We start from the raw sequence: 19,204 nt of genomic DNA on the forward strand, positions 1-19,204 counted from the left end.
ATGTCCAAGCCGCACGCCGCCCCGGAGCACGCCGCCGCGGTCCGCTCCTACCTCGAAGCGCACGGACTGCCCCACCTGAGGGCCCGGAAGTACGGGCAGCTGGTGATCATCGAGTCGGGTCCTGAAACCGACCCAATCGCGCACGCCAGACTGCGCCGTGACACCGTCCACCTCTGGACGCTCGAGATCGCAACCCACACCGGCAAGTGGGAGAAGACCGGCTTCCGCGGCCTGTGGCAGGACTTGCTCAAGTTGATGATGACCGACTTCCCCTGGACGCTCGCGCCTATCGAGTAGCTGGCCCGGCGCTGACGTTGCGCCGCCGGCGTTGCATCGACGGCCAGCGACGAACTCGCCTTGTTCGTAAGCCCGGCCGGCTCAGCTCGTAGCGGGGCTGGCACATCGCCGATCCAGGGACGAACTTGGGGAACGCTGTACTAGCACTACAGCCGCGGTTAGGGAGCGCGGGCGCGCGACCGGTTGCGGCGGCGTGATGCCATTGCCTCGGCGACCACTGCGCGACTACCTTTGCCACGGTGGAGGCGTGCGGCGCGCCCGGTGCAAGACGAGTGCGCGTGCGGAGCGGACCACCACGGCTCTGCAGGCTGCGTCAGGCGCCCGGCGACCTCCCGCAAGAGCTCGAGGCGCGCCTCATCGCCCGGGACTATGATGCCTTGCGCCCGCAGGCTGTGGAGTGGCTGCTGCTTCCGGCCATCGCTCGCCATCGACCAGCTTCTCTGGCGGGATAGCTGAGACGCCGATCTAGCGCGCCCTGGTCGACGTCGCGCCGGCGCGCTCTCGCAGCTTGCCACGCGCGCGCATGTGCGCGAGCCACCGCGCGCGGAGGGCGCTCGGCTTCTCGGCGTAACGCTCGTCGAGGAACCTTGCGCCGGTCACGCGGTCCGTGCGGAAGTGGCGGAAGTCCTGGCGGAGCTCGCACCACGCCGCGAGGAGCCGCGTCGACTCGAGATAGCCCACGATCACGGGCCACACGACGCGCTCGCTCTCGCTCCCCGTCTCGTCGCGGTAGCGAAGCGCGATCTTCGTGCCGGCGCGGATCGACGCCCGCACCTCGGCCAGGTTGAGCGCGTCGGGCGCCTGGTCTTCCCCGACCGGCACGCCCGTCGCCGGCTCGAACACGAAGGGCCGCAGCCGCTCGGGGACCGCCGCGGCGATCTTCGCGATGAGGTCCTTCGCCGCCCGCTGCAGGGCGACGTCCCCGCGCTGGGCGACCCACTGCGCGCCGAGGACCGCGACCTCGATCTCGTCGGGCGTCAGCATCAGCGGCGGCATGTCGAAGCCGCGATCGAGCACGTACCCCGTGCCGGCCTCGCCGCGGATCGGGACGCGCTGGGCCAGGAGATCCGCGATGTCGCGGTACACGGTGCGCTTCGACGTCTCGAGCTCCTCGGCGAGCGCCGCCGCCGTGATCGGCGCCCGCTGCCGGCGCAGGATCTGCAGGATCTGGAACAGGCGATCGGCGCGTCGCACGGGGATGCTGACACCAGGTTGTCAGCAGGGCGGGGCTACATCAAGCGCTGTCCACGCGCACCCACAACCGCTCGGAGATTGCACATGATCACGCTCCACAGCTTCGGCCCCCTGTTCGGCTTGCCGGAGGCCAGCCCCTACGTCACCAAGACCGAGGTCCAGCTCAAGCTGCTGGGCCTGCCCTACACGAAGGAGCGCGCGCGGCCCGATCAGTCACCGAAGGGGCAGCTCCCCTTCATCGACGACGGCGGCGCGCGCATCGCCGACTCGCACTTCATCCGCGAGCACCTCGAGAAGAAGCACGGGAAGGATCTCGACGCCGGCCTCGACGCCCGGCAGCGCGCCGAGGCGTGGGCCATCGAGCGCATGATCGAGAACAGCCTCACGCCGACCATGGTGCACGCCCGCTGGCTCATCCCGGAGAACTTCGCGAAGGGCCCGGCGAATTTCGTCAACGGCGCGCCGGAGGAGGCGCGCCCGAAGCTGCGCGAGGAGCTCGTCGCGCGCGTCCGCGAGGCGCTCCGCGCGGTCGGCCCCGCGCGCCACGCGAACGACGAGGTCGCCGAGCTCGGCGCGCGCTCGCTGGCCGCGCTCTCCGTGCTGCTCGGGGACAAGCCGTACCTCTTCGGAGCGCGCCCGGCGGGCGTCGACGCGACGGCCTTCGCGGCGCTGGCGGGCCTGCTCACGCCGTTCTTCGACTCGCCGCTGCGGCGCAGGGCCGAGGGGTTCGCGAACCTCACCGCGTACACCGCGCGGCTCATGAAGGAGTTTTACCCGGATCACCCGTGGGAGGCGCCGCGGCCGGGCGCCTGAGCGGCGCAGCGCCGCCGGCCCGGACGGGGCGGCGGCGCTGCGGCCGATCGCGGCCTGGTTGGCGCTACTCCTCGGGGGTGGGAGCCGGCTCGGGCGCCGGCGCGGGCTCCGCGACGTCGCCGGGGCCGGCGCACGCGTACCCGACCGAGTCCGGGGTGGGCAGGGGCAGCGACGCCACCGGCGTCGCGAGGTCGTCGAGCGCGTTCACGAGCACGCCGCCCTGGGAGTACGAGTAGACGTAGTCCTCGATGAACAGGCCGCGCTGCACGGCGGCCCCGCCGTAATAGCACCCCGACGGCACGCTGCTGAAGAAGCCGCTGTGGTCGACAGCGCCGAGCCGGCTGAACCCGTCCTCGATATCGACGTTGAACAGCTCCAGCGTGCTCGACATCGCGCCGGTCTGCCCGTCGAAGCTCACGAGCGGGAAGGCGAGCACGCCGAGCGCGCCGTAGTACGTGAACGCCTTGTGGTTGTACTCGGCCTCGGAGTGCATGTACTCCGCCCCGTCGAGCGCCTCCTTGTGCAGGAGCGTGGGCGCCGACGCGTTCGTGACGTCGAAGATCTGGAGAGCAAGGCCGGTCACCGTGCCGTCCTCCTCGCCATCCCTGCCGATCGTCAGGAGGTGACCGTCGTCGAGCGGGTGCATGTACTCGCTGAAGCCGGGGATCTTGAGCTCACCCGCGACGGAGGGGGACGCCGGGTCCGCGAGATCGATCACGAACAGCGGATCGACCTGGCGGAACGTCACGACATAGCCGCGATCCCCGACGAACCGGGTGGACTGGATGGTCTCGCCGGGGGCGAGATCGGTGACGGCGCCGATCTTCTCGAGATCGGTCCCTTGCGCCTCGAGGACGAACACGTTGTTGCTGGTCGTCCACCTGGGCTCCGCCTCCGCCTGCACCTGCGATGTCGTCGAGACGCGGAGCTTGCCGTTGTGCTCATCGAGCGAGAACTGGTTGATGATGTGGCCGGGCACCGAGCCTGACGCGACGTACCCGGGCTGGCTCGGGTCGGTGATCAGATCGAACTTGTGCAGATGGGTGAGGTTCGTGCCGACGAAGATCTCGCCGGGCGCCGCCTGCTCCTGCCAGGAGCGCGCGGCGACGTAGAGGGCGTCGTGGCTCGCGTACACCGTGTCGGTCGCGCCGACGATCGAGGTCGACTCCGGCGCCGCGGCGAGGTCGGCGAGGTCGATCGACTCGATCTGCGTCAGGCCGTACGACGTCGTGCCGGCCTCCGGAACATAGAAGTCCGAGCAGCTCGCGTCGAGCAGCGTGACCGCCTCTCCCTGCTTCTCGAAGCGGTACGGCAGCCACGTCGAGAGCGCGGCGTCCTCGATGATCGCCGCGTTCTCGGTGCGGAGCTGCTCGAACGCCGCGGTCCACGCCTCGGCGGTCTCGGGGTACTCGGTCAGGCCTGAGGGCCAGTAGTGGAGCGCGGGGCCGTGGGCGCCGCCGCTCAGCACCGTGCGCACGTTCGGGCCGGTGCGCCGCGCCGAGCTGTAGTTTCCCTCGAAGTAGACCTCCTTGACCACGCTGGGGGCGCCGCCGGCGAGGCTCAGGACGGTGATCTTCGTGAGCGGCGCCCAGACGCCGCCCGAGCCGGGCACGTCGGGCGGCAGGTCATCGACCCCGCCGCCGTCCGGAGGCGGGGGCGCCGGCGCGTCGGCGTCGGGGGGCGTGTCGGCGTCGGGGGGCGCGTCGTGCTCCGACGGCGTGTCGCCGCCGGACGGTGGCTCGGCGTCGTCCGGCGGCAGCGGCCTCGCGTCTCCGCCGTCGGCGGGGGTCCCCGGCGCGGCGCTCGGCCCGCTGGGGTCTCCAGGCGTCGGCGCGACGCCGCCGCCGCCCATGGTGTCGATGAGCAGGTAGTCGTAATACCCCGGCCGCGGCGTGACGCCCGCCTGCTCGTAGATCGCGGCCCCGTTGACCGACGAATAGACGACGACCTTGTCGCCTTCCACGAACATCTCGAGGGGCGACCCCTCGATCGCGAGCGAGCTGCCCACGGCGAGCGACGAGGCCGGCCACGCCGTCAGGGTGTAGAAGCTCTGGCCGTGGAGCACGTAGATGTTGTTGCCGTCGGTCTTGATGATATCCGCCTCATCGACGCCGGCGACCTGGGTGTTCGTCTCGGAGTGGGCAGGGTCCGCGCCGCTGCCGCTGTCCTCCCCCGAGGTCTCCTGGCCGGTTCCCCCGTCGTCTGCTGTGGGCGGCACCGGGGCGGGCGTGTCCGTGGGATCCTGCGCCCCTCCGGGGACGCCGACGCTGCCGTTGTCGACGCCGCCGACGGCGGCGCCGCGGGGGTAGCCGTACGCCGAGTAGCTCGCGATCGTGGCGTCGATCTGGGCGTTCATCTTGGCGAGCGCGTCCTGCTTCAGCAGCGCTTCGAGGTCCTCGCAGGACTGAGCCCGGTGGAGCGCCGCCCGCTGAGAGCCGACCGAGTCGACAGGCGCGGACGCCGACTCGCATCCGGCGGCGAGGAGGCCTGTTGCCAGGAGGAGCCAGAGGGAAGAATGGGTACGATGGGTTCGCATGGTGCCTGATGCGTTCGCAAGGCCCGCGCCAGCCGCCCGCTCGCTCGATTCACCGCGCTTCGCCCGCGCGCCGCTCGGGCAGCGCCGCCGAGAGCACGACACGCAAGCACTGCCTGCAGGCCGCTTGGCACACGTGTGCCAAGCTGGATGGTAGCACTGTTGATTTGCGTCGGTGCGGGATGGTGCCGACGTTCATGAGACCCGGACAGCACACCTTGTGGGGGGAGCGCTCTGGGCCGTCCTTCGAGCTTTCGAGAGAATGAAACAGGGAGGCGAGGAGACGGGGAGAACAATCCATGGATCTCCCCGTCTCCCTGTTCAAACCTCCGCTATGAATGCCAATCAGACGAGGTCTTGCCGTCGACGGTGGTGGCCTCGGGCGACCCATGAGGCCAGCTATCGAGGACCCGTGCGACTGGCCATCTCGGATGCTGCCCTTGTCAGCGGATCGTGAGATCGTTCAGCGCGAGGCTGCCGCCGTCGCCGCCGCTGGCGATGTGAAGAAAGGTTCGAGCGGGTGGGAGGGCATGGCCCCTTGTCCCTGTCAAGCGTCCGGCAGGGGCACGTCGCCTGGCTTTGTTGCCGCGGTTGCGTCCGTTGCGTCCGTTGTCTCTGCTGCCCCGCGGGGCCTGTCGGGGTGCTAGTTTCCTCGCGTGGCATCGCCGAATCGCATCGGGTTCCCCCTTACCCCTCGGCGTTCTCCCCGCGCGCTCGTGCTCCGCGATCTCTCGCCGGAAGAGGCCGGCGCCGCGATCGACTGGTCCGGCTGGTATCTGCCCGATGACGCGGAGCGTCCTGACAAGGCCGAGCGGTCCGAGGTCGTCCGGCTGCTGCTGTCGGTGATCGCGCAGCTCGCGCGCGAGCGTGGCTGGGCCGACTTGTACGCTGGCACCGGGCATCTCTTCGCGTGGGTGCGGGGCGAGCCGCTCGTGCGCGTCCTGCCGGACCTCTACGTCCTCGATCATCGCCCGTTGCCGCCCATCCCGCGGCAGTGGCAGACCTGGCTGCCGGGCCATCGTCCGCCGCGGTTCGCGCTGGAGGTGGTCGCGGGCGACTGGCGCCGTATTTACGAGGATGCGCCGGCGAAGTACTGGCAGCTCGGCTGTCCCGAGCTCCTGCTCTTCGATCCCGAGGCGGCTGCCGCCCGCGCGCCGCTCGCGGAGGAGCGGGTGCCTCTCCAGCTGTACCGGCGGGACGCGGACGGCACCTACCTGCGGGTCCACGGCAGCGGCGATCCCGTCTGGATCGAGGCGCTCGACGCGCACCTCGTCGTGTTGAAGGACGGCCCGCACCCGACGTTGCGCGTCGCGCGGAGCTCCCGCGCGACGGATCTCGTGCCTGCCGAGGAGGAGGCCCTCCGCGCCGAGGGCGAGGCGCGCGCCCTGGAGCAGCGCGCCCGCGCCGCGGAGCAGCGCGCCCGCGCCGCCGCCGAGGCGCGGGTCCGCGAGCTCGAGGCGCGGGTGCGCGACCTGGAGGCCCGCGTGACCCGGAGGTGAGCGCGGCGCGCTCGCCGGGACCGGCGCCCCGCGGCCCGCGCCCGGTTGTCGCGTCGCGCTGCTGGACGCCGCGCAGGTGTTCGGGCACTGACCGCGGGCCTCGGATTCCTGCTCGCAACAGAGGGTGAACGCGCTTCGCCGAACGACGGCAACCTCCCACCAATCTTCGAGGCGAACGTTGATGCGATAGCCGCCTCGTACGGCAGGTCGTTCGTCATCGAGCGGGCACGAGCTCGATCCCGGCCTCACGTGCGATTTGCTCCGCGAGCGCCGTGACACAGGCGACGATACGGGTTGCGCACGAATCGAAGCCCGCTTCATTCATGAGGCCAAGCTGCTCCAGGACATGCTCGAAACCGCAGGCTGGAACCGGACCGAGGCCGCGCGGCGGCTGGGGATCCCGGTGCGCACGCTGTCCTACCGCATGAAGGTCCTGGGTGTGAAGCGGCCCTCTCCTCGCTGATGCAGGGCTGCTGTCGACGGGCCCCGCGCCTCGAAGCTGAGCAAGCGCGCTGGGAGCTCGCTACACTGCGCCGACCATGCTGAATCGCACGATCGCGCGGAAGTACTCGCTGAGACGAGAGATCGGACGCGGCGGGATGGGCGTCATCTGGGAGGCGTTCGATCAGGTGCTCCGGCGTCCTGTCGCGCTCAAGGTGATGACGCCCGAGCATGTCAGCTCCGACTCGGCGCGACGCCGATTCGAGCGAGAGGCGACGGCGATCGCTCGGCTCCAGAACGAGCACATCGTCCAGATACACGACTACGGTATCGACGAAGATTGCCCGTACATCGTCATGGAGCTGCTCGAAGGGGAGGACCTCGAGGCCAGGCTCACCCGGGAGCGGCAGCTCTCGCCGTCGGCGACGCTCGCCCTGCTCCGGCAGATCGCCAGTGGCCTGCAGGTGGCGAGCTCGGCGGGGATCATCCACCGCGATCTCAAGCCGGCGAATGTCTTCCTGGCGCGGAAGGAGCCAGGAGAGTGCGTGAAGCTCCTGGATTTCGGCGTGGTGTGGACGATCTTCGAGTCGGACGACGATCAGCAGGGATCGTTCGGCAGGGTCGTCGGCACGCCGTCGTACATAAGCCCCGAGCAGGTGCGCGCCGTCGTGCCGGATCACCTGAGCGATCTCTGGTCGCTCGGCGTCATCACCTACAGGGCCCTCACGGGCCGGCTCCCGTTCGCGGCGAGCGGGATCGGGGAGCTGCTCATCAGCGTCTGCACCGATCCGTTCCCGCCGCCGTCGAGCGTCGTGCCCGGACTGCTGCCCGGCTTCGACGGCTTCTTCGAGCACGCGCTGGCGAAGGACCCGGCGCAGCGGTTCCAGTCGGCCGCGGATTTCGTGGCGGCGTTCGCTGCGGTGATCGATGCCAGCCAGGGCCCCGCCAAGATCCTCATCGTCGACGACGAGCCCGACGTGGCGCTCATGATGAAGCTGCTCTTCCGGCAGAAGATCCGCGACGGGGTCTACGAGTTCATCTTCGCTGACAACGGCGAGAACGCCCTCGACGAGCTCCGGCGCCACCCCGACATCGACGTCGTCGTCACCGATATCAACATGCCCGTGATGGATGGCCTCACCTTCCTTGGACGCGTCCCCGAGGTGAGCCCCTTTGCGAGGACGGTGATGATGTCCGCCTACGGCGACATGGGGAACATCCGGAGCGCGATGAACCAGGGCGCGTTCGATTTCCTGCTCAAGCCGATCCAGCGCGGCGATCTCGAGGCGACGATCGACAAGACCATCAAGCACGTCGCGGAGCTGCGGAGGAACGCCCGCTCGGACGAGGAGAACAAGATCCTCCGGCAGTTCACGAGCGCGGCGTTGATCGAGCGGATCCGGGAGATGGGCCCCGCGATCGCGCTCGCGAGCGAGGCGGTCATGGCCACGGTGGCGTTCATCGACATCTTCCAGTTCACGCCCGTGACCAGGGAGAGGCTCCCCGGCGAGGCCATGAGGCTGCTCCGGGCCAACTTCGAGGTGATCGTCCCGGAGCTCGTCGCCAAGGGGGGGGTCGTCGACAAGTTCCTCGGCGACGCGGTGATGACGGTGTTCCAGGGGCCGGATCACCTGTCGCGGGCGCTCAGCGCGTGCGTGGCCGTCCGCGCGCAGATGGCGGCGGTGGCGCGCCGCGCCGGCGAGGGCTCGCCGTACACGCAGGGGATCTGCATCGGGCTCTCCACGGGGCAGGTCCTCTCCGGCAGCGTCGGATCTCAGGCGTACGGCCGGCTCGACTACACGGTGCTCGGCGAGGTGGTCAACGCCGCCGCGCACCTCGCCAGGGCGTCGCGGCCCGGGGAGATCCTCGTCGAGGCGACGGTCCGCGAGGCCGCGCAGCAGCTCTTCGATTTCGAAGAGGTCGGCGCGAGGAGCCTGCTCCCGGGGGCCCCTCCCGTGAGCGTCTTCAACCTGGTCAAGCGCGCTCCGGTCGACGTCATCGCAGGGGGCGAGCCGACCATCGGAGTCCACTCGACGACCACCATGCGATGAGGTCGCAGCCTGAACGGCACCGCGCAGCGGGCTACGCCGGCCGCAGGATCTGCCGTATCGAGTCCACGTCCGTGACCCGGTGCAGCACCGGCTGGAGCCCGGCGCCCGGCGCCTCGCCGAAGGCGCCGCTCGCGGCGACGGCGCGGGCGCGCGGGCCGTCGAGCACGAGGAACACGTCCCGGAGGCCCCCGGCGCCCGGCGCGTCGATCACGTCGACGATGCGCGAGCGATCGAGGTGCAGCTCCTCGTCGCCCCGCTGGATGAGCACGCGCCGGTCGGTGATGAGGTACCGCGTCCGCGCCGAGAGCCGCGCGGGGCGCACCACCGACATGTAGAGCATCGCCGCGCCCGCGGCGACGAGCAGCACGATCGTGAGCGAGAGGGACGCGACGAGCGCCACGAAGGAGACGCTCTCCGGATCCATGCCCGCCGCGGTCACGATGCGGATGCTGCGCACGGCGTGCACCGCCGTGACCACCGCGAAGGCGCCGAGGAGCACGCCGAGCAGCACCGAGCCGACGCCGCGCAGGCCGGTCGGGAGCCACTTGTGCCAGCCGTCGGCCGGGTGCGCCGACCAGAGCACCCGCTCGCCCTCGTCGAGGCGCTGCGAGAGCAGGCGGTGACCGTCGCCCGCGGGCGCCGACGGGACCACGCCCCGGAGGATCGCCCAGACGCGATCCGGGGCCACGACCCCGGTCAGCACGATCGACAGCCGCCGCCGGAGGGCGCCGGTCGGCACCGCCCTGACGAGCTCGAGGTCGCCGACGCCGGGGTGCTTCGGGTTCCAGTGGATGCGCGCGTAGCTGATCGACCGCCGCTCGATGGAGCGCCGGAGCTTCCCGCGCTGCACGACGATGTGCCGATCGGTCAGCATGTACTCCAGCTCCGAGCGCCACCAGCGCGGCAGGTAGCTGAACGCCACCGCGAGGCTCGCCATCCAGGCCGCGAAGGCGAGCAGCTGGTTCGGCGACGCGTCGAGCGCCTGGCTCACGACGATGGCGGACGCGGTGCTGATCGCGGAGGTCACGCCGCAGACCGCCGCGCCCACGAGGTAGAGCATCGGGGTCGCGACGACCTTGGGACGTCCGGACCAGAGCACATGCTCATCGAACACCGAGTCACGCATCTCGATGGATCCTCCGTCCGGGGTGAGCTGGCCGGCGCCGCCCCCGCGCGCGAGGGCGACCACGTTAAGGTGAACCCGCTGGCCGGGGTCGTAAAGGGGGCTCTCGCCATCGCCCGCTGTACGCCGTACGACCAGAGCGCCATCGGTAACCACGCGCACGCGTGGCCTTCCTTCGCCGTGCGCCGCCGGAGCGGGCGGAAGCGGCGCGCGGCCGTCCAGACGATGAAGCGCCCGCCGCCTCGGCTCAGCGCCGCTCGGGCGCCGCGAGCTTGCGCAGGCGCTTCAGCGTCTTCAACGTCTGTTCCGATTCCCTCTCGCACTGCGCCCGCCGCGCCTTCGCCAGCGGCAGCCAGTGATCGTTCCCCGGCGCCCGGGCGATGTAGGACTCCCACGCGGCCACGGCCTGCAGGTAGGCCTCCGCGCGCGCGGCGCCGAGCTCTGCGCTCCGCGCCGCGGCCCAGTGGCCCAGCGCCGCGTACCAGGCCTCGTCGTAGGGCGGCACGTAGAACCAGCCCGCGCCGTTGATCTGCTGGTCGGCCCGGTCGTAGGTCCTCGCGAGCCGGATGTTCTCGATGCCTCCCTCCAGGTCGCCGGATCGGTCGAGCGCCACCGCGAGCCCCCAGAGCGTGGTCACGCCGTAACGGACCATATCGAGCGACCCGAGGGTCGAGAGCGAGGCGCGGTACCCCTCGACCGCCGACGTGATGTCGCCGAGCGCCATGTAGGCCTCGGCCTGGTTGGCCAGCAGCAGCGCCCGCGAGACCGCGTGCGGCTCGAGCACCAGCGCCTCGTCGTACGCCTCGATCTCGTCCGTGTACCTGCCGAGCCGCGCGTAGCAGACCGCCAGCGCGTGCCACGCGTCGGCCCGGAAAGGCGCCGGCGGCTGGAGCCGCAGGAGCCCCTCGAGCGTCGCGACGGCGCCCTGCACGTCGCCGAGGTGCTCCAGGATGTCGGCGTAGCGCAGCCGCACCGAAGGGGTGCGCGACGTGGCCGCGCCGGCGCGCTCGTACAGGGCGCGCGCCTCGCGCAGCCAGAGCGGGCCGATCTCCTCGACCCGCTCCAGGAGCGGCGAGCGCCGGAGCTGGTCGTACCGCGCGAGCAGCGCGTCCGCCTGGGAGATGAGCTCCTCGCGCTCGTCGGCCGCCGGATCGAGCGCGCGGGACCAGACGGTCGGCGCTGCGTGGAGGGGCCCCGCCGCGAGCGCGAACGCGAGGAGCGCCGCGACGCCCGGCAGGCGCGAGCGCCGCGGCAGGGGCGACCGCCGGGGCGGGAGCGACGGCCGCGTCACCGCGCCCCTCCCGTGGTTGGCCGCGGCGCCGCGCTCCGCTCCTGCGGGGCGCGCGCGGGCCGGTGGCCTCCGCCGCCTGCGCCTCGCCGGAGCGCGTCGAGGCGCGCGCGCGCCGCCGGGGCCCACGGCCCCTGGCCGCCGGCGCCCGACAGGTACGCCTCCCAGCGCGCGATCGCGGCCGCCGTCATGGCCCGCTCCAGCGCGAGCGCCTCGAGGGCGAGCCTGTCCTCCGGGACCGCGAGGTAGTCGACGGTGCGCAGGCGCGCCGCCGCGCTGGCGAGGTCGTCCGCGGTCCGCTCGCGCGCGGCCGCGCCGGCGCTCTGGTTTTCCGCGCGCCCGCGCGCACCCTCCCCGCGCGGGCGCGCCGCCTCCAGCGGGGTCGCCTCGCCTTCGAGCGCGGCGTCCGCCTGGGCCTTGTCGCCGGAGCGGTCCAGCGCGAGCGCGAGCGACAGCGTGACGTCGCGGGCGAGCTGCGTCTGCGCGCGCAGGCGCGCCTCGCGCAGGTAGGCGATCGCCTCGTCGAGGTCCCTGCGGGCGGCCGCCTCTCCGTGCGCGTCTCTGTGCGCGCCGCCGGGCGGCCTCGCGCTCGCGTCCGCGACGGACGCCGCGCCCGCGGTGGCCATCGACAGGTGCGCCGCCTCGAGCAGCACGAGCGCGCGCTGGTCCGCGGTCCCGAGCAGATCGATCCGCGGGACGAGCGCGCGGTAGATCGCGATCGCCTCGCCGCGCTTGCCGGTGCGGGCGAGCGAGCGCGCGAGGTCGTGCATCGTCTGCGGATCCTCGACGCTGCGGGGATCGACGCTCCGCGCCCGCTCGAAGGCGCGCGCGGCGTCCTCGGGCGAGCCGAGCGCGAGGGCGGCGCGGGCGAGCAGGACCTGCGGCGCGGCGTGCCCCGGGAGGAGCTGGTCGGCGAGGCGCGCCGACGCGCGCGCCGCCTCGGCGTCGCCGCCGAGCTGCGCCTGGCCGCGCGCGAGCAGGTCGCAGTAGCGCGGGAGCTCGGGCGCCCGCGCGCGCTCCCAGACGGTGGGCCCCCGCGCGATGGCCCGGCCGGATCGCGCCGCGCACTCGGGCGGACGCCCCGCGGCCGCCGCGGCGGCGACCAGATCGCCAGCCTGTCCGGCGTGCGCGGCGAGCGGGAGGACGAGCAGGGCCGTGAGCAGCAGCGGGCCGAGGTGCACGGCGAGAGTGTACCAGGGAGGCGCACTGGAGGCTCACGCCGGGGCCGACGGCGCAGGGCTGCGATCCGGTTGATCGGGTGGGCGTTGGTCCGTTATGGTGCCCGAGGTGACAGCGTCGACGGGGGGCGTTCGCGGGTCGTGTATCGCTGGACTCCGCAGCCTTGGAGCCTGAGGAGGATCGACATCATGGGCGAGGTGATTCGCAAGGATGCGCCAGCGGACGACATCATCGGTGACGTGCGCGCGACGCTCCACAGCGCTTCCGCGAGGGGCGGGCCCCTCCGGGAGCTCGCCGAGCAGCGGCTCGTGCCCGTGCTGACGCTCTTCGACGGGGTGGAGGCCCAGCGCAACGCCGCGCGCTCCGAGGCGGAGCCGCTGCTCGCCAAGGTCGAGGCCGAGTCCGCGCGCGCCGACGACGCGCTCGGCAAGGTCGCCGACGACGTCTGGAACGCCGTGGGGCGCCCCTCCGCGGATCCTGCGCTGTCGATCCTGTTCCCGGGCGGCGTGGCCTACTTCGCCGACGACGAGGACGGCGATCTCACGGGGCAGCCGGATCGGCTGGAGGTGCTCGCGCAGCTGCTCGGCTCGGGGATCCACCCGAAGCTCAGCCTGGACAAGGCGCAGGCCGCGGCGGCCGAGGTGAAGTCGGCGGCGGCGGCGGTGCGCTCGACGGTCGAGGCGACCCGGCTGCCGCTGGAGCGGCTGAGCGTGCTCGACCGCATCCGCGCCTCGGTGGCGAAGAGCGCGCACATCGAGCTGGTGCACCTGAAGCGTCTCTACAGGGCGGCTGGCTTCAGCGAGGCGGAGATCCACGCGGTCATCCCGGATCGCGGCCGGGCACGGCGCCGCCTGTAGCGCGCCGCGCCCCTCGGCTCACGGGCGGGGGTACGGGCCGGGCGCGCCGAAGCCCGACGGCGCGCCGCGGCCGTAAACCCCGTAGTAGGGGGAGACGGCGGGCGAGTAGGGCCCGTTGGCGCCGAAGTAGACGGGGCCGTAGGAAGGCGCGCTGTTGGCGAAGCCGCCGCCGTAGTTGCCATAGTTGCCGTAGTTCCCGTAATTGCCGTAGTCGATGTAGTTCCCGTAGGTGCCGTAATTGCCGTAGTAGGGAACGCCAGGCGGATAGCCGCCCTCCGGAATGTACGGGCTGCCGATGAGCGCGAGCAGCGACGTGGCGAACGAGAGGTTCCGCTTCGTGGCGCTCAGGACCTCCGGGACGAGGTGAGAGAGCCCCGGGTGCAGCTCGGGCCCCACGATGGCCATCTGCTCCTGGAGATGGGCGAGGAACTCCCGGTGTCGATGGATCTGAACATTGACGAACGTCCAGTCGAAGCTGGGCCCCGCGAGCCCCGTGAGCTGCTGCTGAGCCGCCGCGCCCTGATCGATCAGCGCCAGGCTGATCTCGTTGTCCACCGGCGCCATGCCCATCTGCGTGAGCGCGAGCGCGAGCTGCTGGCTCGCGGCGGTGTGATAGTCGAACAGCTGCTGGGCGAGCTCGATGACGTGCGGGTCCGACGCCTTGGCGCGGGCCATCTGCGCGTCGCTGATCTCGGTCGCGTTGAAGGCGGCGAGCACCGCGGCGAGCTGCGGCATGGTGAGGGAGAAGGCCTGTGAGGTGGACTCGACCGCCTCCTCCGAGCTGTCCTCGTCCGCCGCCACCAGAACACCGTCTCCCGCCGCGACGGAGCAAGCGCTGGTCCCCGCGAGCGCGAGGGCTGCCATCCATGCAAAACGAAGAGAGTCGACTCGAATGTTCATAATTCCCCCATGTCATTGACGGAAGCGGGGCCGGCGCTGGAGCGCTCGGCGGTGATGCCTGGCCCGCCCCGTCACGTATCTTGAACTGTTGTTGGGAGACGCAAGCCGCGAGAAGATCAAATAGGCAATTCTCACCAGCGCGCAGGATCGGCTGAATCGTCCGTGCCGCGCGACGGACCGGCGCAGAGGTGCCACCTCTCGACGTCGATGAACGGACGCGAGCACCGCCCGGACCGGCGGCCCTGGAATCCCTGCGCGAGGGCGGGCGGGGGCCGGGAGCGGCGCTGTCGGAGGATCAGCGTGGTGCCATGTCCTGGCTCGACGGAGAGCGCAGGACGGAGTTTGCCGCTTTGCTGGAGGACGGGCCCGGAATCGGGATCTCGGTCACCGTCACCTGGCACCGTCAGCTGGCCGCCCTGGCGGGAGAAGGACGTCAGTCGGAGATCCTGGCCGGTTTGCGGGCCAGGACGCCGACGGTGCCATAGTAGACACCCCACGCCGACGGATCGGCCGCGAACCGGGCGTAGCCGGCGAGATCTTCCGCGCTGACCCGCCCTGTCGCGAGGTGCCTGTGCTGGAGCTGGGTGGCTGAGAGGCTCATGATCTCGGACAGCGGGTGACCGCCCGGGCACAGCGGCACCTCGTTCTCGACGGCCTCGATGGCGAGCCCTCGTGACGTCAGGATCGCGGGAAGGCGCAGGCCGAGGCCGGGGTCCTTGCCGTCGGCCTCGAACATCGCGAGGATCGACCGATTGACCCGATCGAACGCCTCGATATCCGGACCGGAGGCGCCCCTCGCCGCGGTGAAGTCCGGCTCCTCGAGCACCAGGTGGCCGCCGGGCTTCAGCGCTCCGAGCATGGCGTCGAGGAGATCCTGGAAATCCGCGTTGTGGACGAGCACGTAGCGGGCGTGCACGAGATCGAAGCGCGCCGCGTGGAAATTGAGCTGGCGGATGTCGCCCTCGATGATCCGGACGCCCGGCGGCGGAGAAGCGTCCATGAACCCGACATCGAGGTCGACCGCGACCACCTCGCCCTCGAGTCCCACGCGCTCTGCCATCCAGCAGGCGATCGACCCAGCGCCGGCTCCTACCTCGAGGCAGCTCCAGCCGGGCCCCATCCCGGACGCCTTGAGAAGGCGCCGGCTGCCGGGGTCGAAGAAGCCCTCGATCCGCCGCAGGCGCTCCAGCTCTCGCGCGCGCTCCGAACCCGCAAACACGTAGCTGTTCTCGGCCATAGGAATGGACAGAATAGTCGATCCCACGGAGGAAAAGCGAACTTCTCCCTGCTGACTTCGCCCGACGTTCTTCCAGCGACATCGATCTGTCGAGCAGCGCACAACGGGTGAGCTGTTCGGCCCGGGCTGTAAAGCGCGCTTGTGCCGACGTTATGTCCAGATGCCTTCAAGGGAGCGCGCCGTGACCGCCGCGCGTCTACGCGAGCAGCCTTGGGCGGAGCCACAAGAGGCCTGGCGCGGCGGGCGCGAGGGCCGCGAGCCCGAGGACCGCGGCGCGCAGGAGGCGCCCCTTCCCGCGCGGCTTCTGATGAGCACGCCGCTGCCCTGCCGCCGGAGCTGGGCCGGCGCGGCCCGGGCGTCGTGGCGTGTGGCGCGTGTGGATGGATTCGCTCGCTCCGTGACCGGCTGAGCGCCTGTCGTCGAGCGCGCGCCGGCCGGCGTCAGGCGTTGTTCGTGTCCCGAGGCGTCAACGGCTCTCGATCGGGCGCGGCCCGATGCGCCGTTCCGGCGTCGTCTCGATCCCGAGGGCCGGATCCGGCCCCAGCATGTCGAGCGCGGGACGCTACGCCGCCAGGCTCCGGAGGCGGCCTTCGCGCGCACGGGCGCGTCCGCATCGCCGGCGGCTCGGCACGAGCCGCAAACGCAAACGACCTGGGAGACACATCATGCGAAGCATGTTTCTGGTAGTCCTGACCGCGCTGCCGCTCATGGCCTGTGGGGGCAATCGAGGCGGAGAGGCGGCCTCGCCGGCGCCCACACCGGCGGGCGGAGAGACCCCCGGCGCGCCTGGAACCCCAGGAGCGCCCGAGAGCGGAACACCCGGCGCGGGTACGATGCCTGGAGAGATGGGAGAGCCGGGCGCCCAGGGCGGGCAAGGCACCCAGGGCGGCACGCAGGAGTGGGGCAGCGGCACCCAGCGTAGACCGGGCACCGGCGGCACGACGGGCGGCACGCCGGGAGGCACGCCGGGCACCGGCGGCACGACGGGCGGCACGCCGAGCACGGGCGGCGCGCCGGGCACGGGCGGCACGCCGGGAGGAGGGGCTTACGCGCCGGGCGGCGGAACCGGCACGCCGGGCGGGACCACCACGCCGGGCGGCGGTAGCGGCCAGCGGGGCGGCACGCCGGGCGGCGGAAGCAAGAACGGCGGCTCCCCCACGCCGGGCGGCGGCTCGGGCCAGTAATCTTCAAAGCTGCACGTCTGGACAACCGTCCCGCTCGACGAGACGGCGGCTCATCGCCCGCTGCGGTGAGCCGAGGTCCCGCCGCTCACGCGAACGCGTTGCGCCGGACGAGGGTCGCCTCGCGGTCCGCGCCGACGGAGACGACGTCGACCGGCACGCCGGTCTCCTTCTCGACCATCTCCACGTAGTGCCGCGCCGCCGCGGGCAGCTCCGTCATGCAGCGGGCGCTGTCGATCGGCTCGCTCCACTCGGCCACGATTCCAGCACCGGCTTCACGGTCGCTCTCTCGTCGCTCTGGAGCTCCCTGATGGCACACCGGAGGTGTGCCATCTATCCTGGTAGATCTGATGCCGCCCAGTGCGAACATGGTCTACCGCCCTGAGCGCCGGCACGGAGAACCACAACATGGGCGATCCTCATCTCGCCGAGGCCGTTAGCCGCGCCAGGGAGCTCTTGAGGCGTGGAGCGTACGCCGAGGCCGAGGAGCTGCTCTCCGGGCTCATCCAGGACATCGAATCGCGGTTGGGCGACCGCGCGCCGGAGCTGATCAACCCCCTTTACCAGTACGCCAGGGCTGTGAGCCAGCAGTACCCGTGGACCACGCTGCCGCATCGCGAGAGGGCCGCGCTCGAGCGCGCGTTACGGCTCGCCGTCGAGCATCACGGCGAGAAGTCGCGTCCCGCGGCGCGGATCCAGGAAGCGCTGGCGCTGAGCCTGAACTCGTCTGGAGAAGCCGCGCTGGCGTGCACCTACATGATGAATGTTGTTCGCTTCACGGAGCTAGCCCACGGAGATGGCGTCCTGCTCGCTCACGCGCTGGGCGGGCTCGCTGATATGCTGCTGGATGCCGGGCGGTGGGAGGAGGCCCTCGCGACGTACGAGCGCGCGTCCGGTATCATGAGCGGCAGAGGAGACGAGCTGGCCGAGTTCACGCTGCTGTTTGGCAAGGGCCGTTGCCTCATCGCGATGGGACGTCACCCCGACGCGGTTCCGGTCCTCGAGCGCGCGTACACCTGGTTCCTCGGGAGGTTTGGCGACAACAGGAGGGCAAAGGAGCTGCTCGCCTGGCTCGATCGTGCCCGGCTCGGAGCGGCGGGAGCCCTCGAGACGTGAGTCCGACGGCGCCCGTGCCGGGGAGTGTGCGATGCAGTCAAGCCGGACGCGGTCTTGTCGCGCTCCGCCGGTGAAGGCCGGCGCCCGTTGTCTCACGGTGCCGGCCTTCTCTTCATCCCCTCGACGTGGGGCTTCGCGCTCTCTTGCCCCTCAGGCGAACGCGTTGCGCCGGACGATGGTCGCCTCGCGGTCCGCGCCGACCGAGACGACGTCGACCGGCACGCCGGTCTCCTTCTCGACCATCTCCACGTAGTGCCGCGCCGCCGCGGGCAGCTCGGTCATGGAGCGGGCGGCGTCGATCGGCTCGCTCCACTCGGCCACCGTCTCGAGCACCGGCTTCGCCGTCGCGATGTCGTCGATCGGGAACTCCCGCGTGCGCCCCGACGGCGTGTCGTAGGCGACGCACACCTTGAGCTCCGGCATGCCGGTCAGCACGTCGAGCTTGGTGAGCGCGATCCCGTCGAGGCCGTTCACCCGCGCCGCGTAGCGCAGCGCCGGCAGGTCCAGCCACCCGGTCCGCCGCGGCCGGCCCGTCACCGAGCCGTACTCGCCGCCGACCGACCTGAGCCGCTCGCCGAGCTGGCCGTCGAGCTCGGTCGGGAACGGCCCCTCGCCCACGCGCGTGCAGTACGCCTTCGCCAGGCCGAGCACGCGGCGGATGCGCGTCGGGCCGACCCCGGCGCCGACGCACGCGCCCCCCGCGATCGCCGACGACGACGTCACGAACGGGAACGTGCCGTGGTCGATGTCGAGCAGCGTCCCCTGCGCCCCCTCGAGGAGCACGCGCTCGCCGCGGCGGAGCGCGCCGTCGATGAGCTGCGACGTGTCGGCGAGCAGCGGCGTGATGCGCTTCGCCAGCGGCGTGAGCTCGTCGAGGATCGCGTCGAGCGACGGCGGCTCGCCGCCCAGCGCGCGCAGCGTCGGCGTCCACGCCTCGAGCGAGCGCGACACGAGCTGCGCGAGCCGCTTCATGTCGCGCAGATCGCCGAGCCGGGCCCCGCGCCGCGACGCCTTGTCCTCGTAGCAGGGGCCGATGCCGCGCTTGGTCGTCCCGAGCCGCACGCCGTCCGCCGCCGCCGCCTCGCGGAGCGAGTCGACGAGCGGGTGGAACGGCAAGATCAGGTGCGCCCGATCCGACACGAACAGCCGCCCCTGCGTCGAGCAGCCCCGCGCCTCCACCGCGTCGATCTCGGAGACGAGCACCCCGGGATCGACCACCATGCCCTGCGCCATCACGCAGCGGGCGTTCGAGCGGAGGATGCCGCTCGGGATGAGCCGAACGATGAGCTTCTCCCCGCCCACCACCAGCGTGTGGCCGGCGTTGGGTCCGCCGGCGTAGCGCACCACGAGGTCGGCGCTCTCCGTATAAAGGTCGACGACCTTGCCCTTGCCCTCGTCGCCCCACTGTGCGCCGACGATCACGATCGCGGTCATTCCGAAGCTCCTCTTGGATCACGTGGCCCGGCCTCGGCCCGCTCGTCACTCCGAGCGGCTC

At 71.8% G+C, this 19,204-nt stretch carries 16 protein-coding genes and 1 pseudogene; 8 read left to right on the forward strand and 9 right to left on the reverse strand.

The genetic code is table 11. The features are described from left to right. Positions 1–297, forward strand: coding sequence for a hypothetical protein (locus tag WME95_RS48600; RefSeq protein ID WP_437905973.1), 297 nt, complete (start codon positions 1–3; stop codon positions 295–297). Between the two features lie 465 nt (positions 298–762). Here the strand turns inward: WME95_RS48600 and WME95_RS48605 are convergent, their stop codons facing one another. After that, positions 763–1,491, reverse strand: a complete 729-nt coding sequence (locus WME95_RS48605; protein WP_437905974.1) for a helix-turn-helix transcriptional regulator — start codon at positions 1,489–1,491, stop codon at positions 763–765. Positions 1,492–1,575: 84 nt separating this feature from the next. On the opposite strand from WME95_RS48605, the gene WME95_RS48610 reads away from it, so the two are divergent. Beyond that, positions 1,576–2,304: a glutathione S-transferase family protein gene (locus WME95_RS48610; protein ID WP_437905975.1), complete on the forward strand. Its 729-nt coding sequence runs from the start codon at positions 1,576–1,578 to the stop codon at positions 2,302–2,304. Positions 2,305–2,368: 64 nt separating this feature from the next. On the opposite strand, the gene WME95_RS48615 is transcribed toward WME95_RS48610, so the two are convergent. Further along, the gene (locus tag WME95_RS48615; protein WP_437905976.1) at positions 2,369–4,840 is read right to left on the reverse strand and encodes a beta-propeller domain-containing protein; all 2,472 of its coding nucleotides are present in this window, start codon (positions 4,838–4,840) and stop codon (positions 2,369–2,371) included. A 653-nt stretch (positions 4,841–5,493) separates the two neighbouring features. On the opposite strand from WME95_RS48615, the gene WME95_RS48620 reads away from it, so the two are divergent. The 3 genes from WME95_RS48620 (at position 5,494) to WME95_RS48630 (ending at position 8,828) form a co-directional block, all read left to right on the forward strand. Further along, the gene (locus tag WME95_RS48620; RefSeq protein ID WP_437547719.1) at positions 5,494–6,336 is read left to right on the forward strand and encodes a Uma2 family endonuclease; all 843 of its coding nucleotides are present in this window, start codon (positions 5,494–5,496) and stop codon (positions 6,334–6,336) included. A 256-nt stretch (positions 6,337–6,592) separates the two neighbouring features. Then, positions 6,593–6,799 (forward strand): helix-turn-helix domain-containing protein, encoded by a 207-nt coding sequence (locus WME95_RS48625; protein WP_437905977.1) that lies wholly within the window; start codon positions 6,593–6,595, stop codon positions 6,797–6,799. A gap of 76 nt (positions 6,800–6,875) precedes the next feature. Then, positions 6,876–8,828: a protein kinase domain-containing protein gene (locus tag WME95_RS48630; protein WP_437547722.1), complete on the forward strand. Its 1,953-nt coding sequence runs from the start codon at positions 6,876–6,878 to the stop codon at positions 8,826–8,828. A gap of 31 nt (positions 8,829–8,859) precedes the next feature. On the opposite strand, the gene WME95_RS48635 is transcribed toward WME95_RS48630, so the two are convergent. From WME95_RS48635 to WME95_RS48645, 3 genes are all read right to left on the reverse strand, one after another. Further along, entirely contained in the window at positions 8,860–9,954 is a 1,095-nt protein-coding gene (locus WME95_RS48635; RefSeq protein ID WP_437905978.1) for a hypothetical protein, read from the reverse strand. Between the two features lie 244 nt (positions 9,955–10,198). Next, positions 10,199–11,242: a tetratricopeptide repeat protein gene (locus tag WME95_RS48640; RefSeq protein WP_437905979.1), complete on the reverse strand. Its 1,044-nt coding sequence runs from the start codon at positions 11,240–11,242 to the stop codon at positions 10,199–10,201. Continuing rightward, entirely contained in the window at positions 11,239–12,420 is a 1,182-nt protein-coding gene (locus tag WME95_RS48645; protein ID WP_437905980.1) for a hypothetical protein, read from the reverse strand. Before WME95_RS48645 ends, WME95_RS48640 begins: the two co-directional genes overlap by 4 nt. Before the next feature lie 186 nt (positions 12,421–12,606). On the opposite strand from WME95_RS48645, the gene WME95_RS48650 reads away from it, so the two are divergent. Beyond that, entirely contained in the window at positions 12,607–13,275 is a 669-nt protein-coding gene (locus WME95_RS48650; RefSeq protein ID WP_437905981.1) for a hypothetical protein, read from the forward strand. Between the two features lie 18 nt (positions 13,276–13,293). Here WME95_RS48650 and WME95_RS48655 read toward each other — a convergent pair whose 3' ends face one another. Both WME95_RS48655 and WME95_RS48660 read right to left on the reverse strand, forming a co-directional pair. Further along, positions 13,294–14,139, reverse strand: coding sequence for a DUF4142 domain-containing protein (locus WME95_RS48655; protein ID WP_437905982.1), 846 nt, complete (start codon positions 14,137–14,139; stop codon positions 13,294–13,296). 469 nt (positions 14,140–14,608) lie between these two features. Continuing rightward, entirely contained in the window at positions 14,609–15,394 is a 786-nt protein-coding gene (locus WME95_RS48660) for a class I SAM-dependent methyltransferase (RefSeq protein WP_437905983.1), read from the reverse strand. 683 nt (positions 15,395–16,077) lie between these two features. Here WME95_RS48660 and WME95_RS48665 point away from each other — a divergent pair. Next, positions 16,078–16,596, forward strand: a complete 519-nt coding sequence (locus WME95_RS48665) for a hypothetical protein (RefSeq protein WP_437905984.1) — start codon at positions 16,078–16,080, stop codon at positions 16,594–16,596. A gap of 85 nt (positions 16,597–16,681) precedes the next feature. On the opposite strand, the pseudogene WME95_RS48670 reads toward WME95_RS48665, so the two are convergent. Beyond that, positions 16,682–16,887 (reverse strand): annotated as a pseudogene (locus WME95_RS48670) (adenylosuccinate synthetase); the annotation flags it as partial. 231 nt (positions 16,888–17,118) lie between these two features. Between WME95_RS48670 and WME95_RS48675 the strand changes: the two are divergent. Then, entirely contained in the window at positions 17,119–17,709 is a 591-nt protein-coding gene (locus WME95_RS48675) for a tetratricopeptide repeat protein (RefSeq protein WP_437905985.1), read from the forward strand. A gap of 150 nt (positions 17,710–17,859) precedes the next feature. Here WME95_RS48675 and WME95_RS48680 read toward each other — a convergent pair whose 3' ends face one another. After that, on the reverse strand, positions 17,860–19,143 hold the full coding sequence (locus WME95_RS48680) for an adenylosuccinate synthase (RefSeq protein ID WP_437905986.1): 1,284 nt from the start codon (positions 19,141–19,143) through the stop codon (positions 17,860–17,862). Positions 19,144–19,204: the final 61 nt, after the last annotated feature.

It is taken from the genome of Sorangium sp. So ce327 (assembly GCF_051530205.1).
GTDB lineage: Bacteria > Myxococcota_A > Polyangia > Polyangiales > Polyangiaceae > Sorangium > Sorangium cellulosum_B.

Excerpts from the sequence above, each read along its gene's own strand:
- WME95_RS48650 (WP_437905981.1), top strand. The coding sequence starts at position 12,607 with ATGGGCGAGGTGATTCGCAAGGATGCGCCAGCGGACGACATCATCGGT.
- WME95_RS48600 (WP_437905973.1), top strand. The coding sequence starts at position 1 with ATGTCCAAGCCGCACGCCGCCCCGGAGCACGCCGCCGCGGTCCGCTCC.
- WME95_RS48680 (WP_437905986.1), bottom strand. The coding sequence starts at position 19,143 with ATGACCGCGATCGTGATCGTCGGCGCACAGTGGGGCGACGAGGGCAAG.
- WME95_RS48655 (WP_437905982.1), bottom strand. The coding sequence starts at position 14,139 with ATGGCAGCCCTCGCGCTCGCGGGGACCAGCGCTTGCTCCGTCGCGGCG.
- WME95_RS48610 (WP_437905975.1), top strand. The coding sequence starts at position 1,576 with ATGATCACGCTCCACAGCTTCGGCCCCCTGTTCGGCTTGCCGGAGGCC.
- WME95_RS48665 (WP_437905984.1), top strand. The coding sequence starts at position 16,078 with ATGCGAAGCATGTTTCTGGTAGTCCTGACCGCGCTGCCGCTCATGGCC.
- WME95_RS48635 (WP_437905978.1), bottom strand. The coding sequence starts at position 9,954 with ATGCGTGACTCGGTGTTCGATGAGCATGTGCTCTGGTCCGGACGTCCC.
- WME95_RS48630 (WP_437547722.1), top strand. The coding sequence starts at position 6,876 with ATGCTGAATCGCACGATCGCGCGGAAGTACTCGCTGAGACGAGAGATC.
- WME95_RS48615 (WP_437905976.1), bottom strand. The coding sequence starts at position 4,840 with ATGCGAACCCATCGTACCCATTCTTCCCTCTGGCTCCTCCTGGCAACA.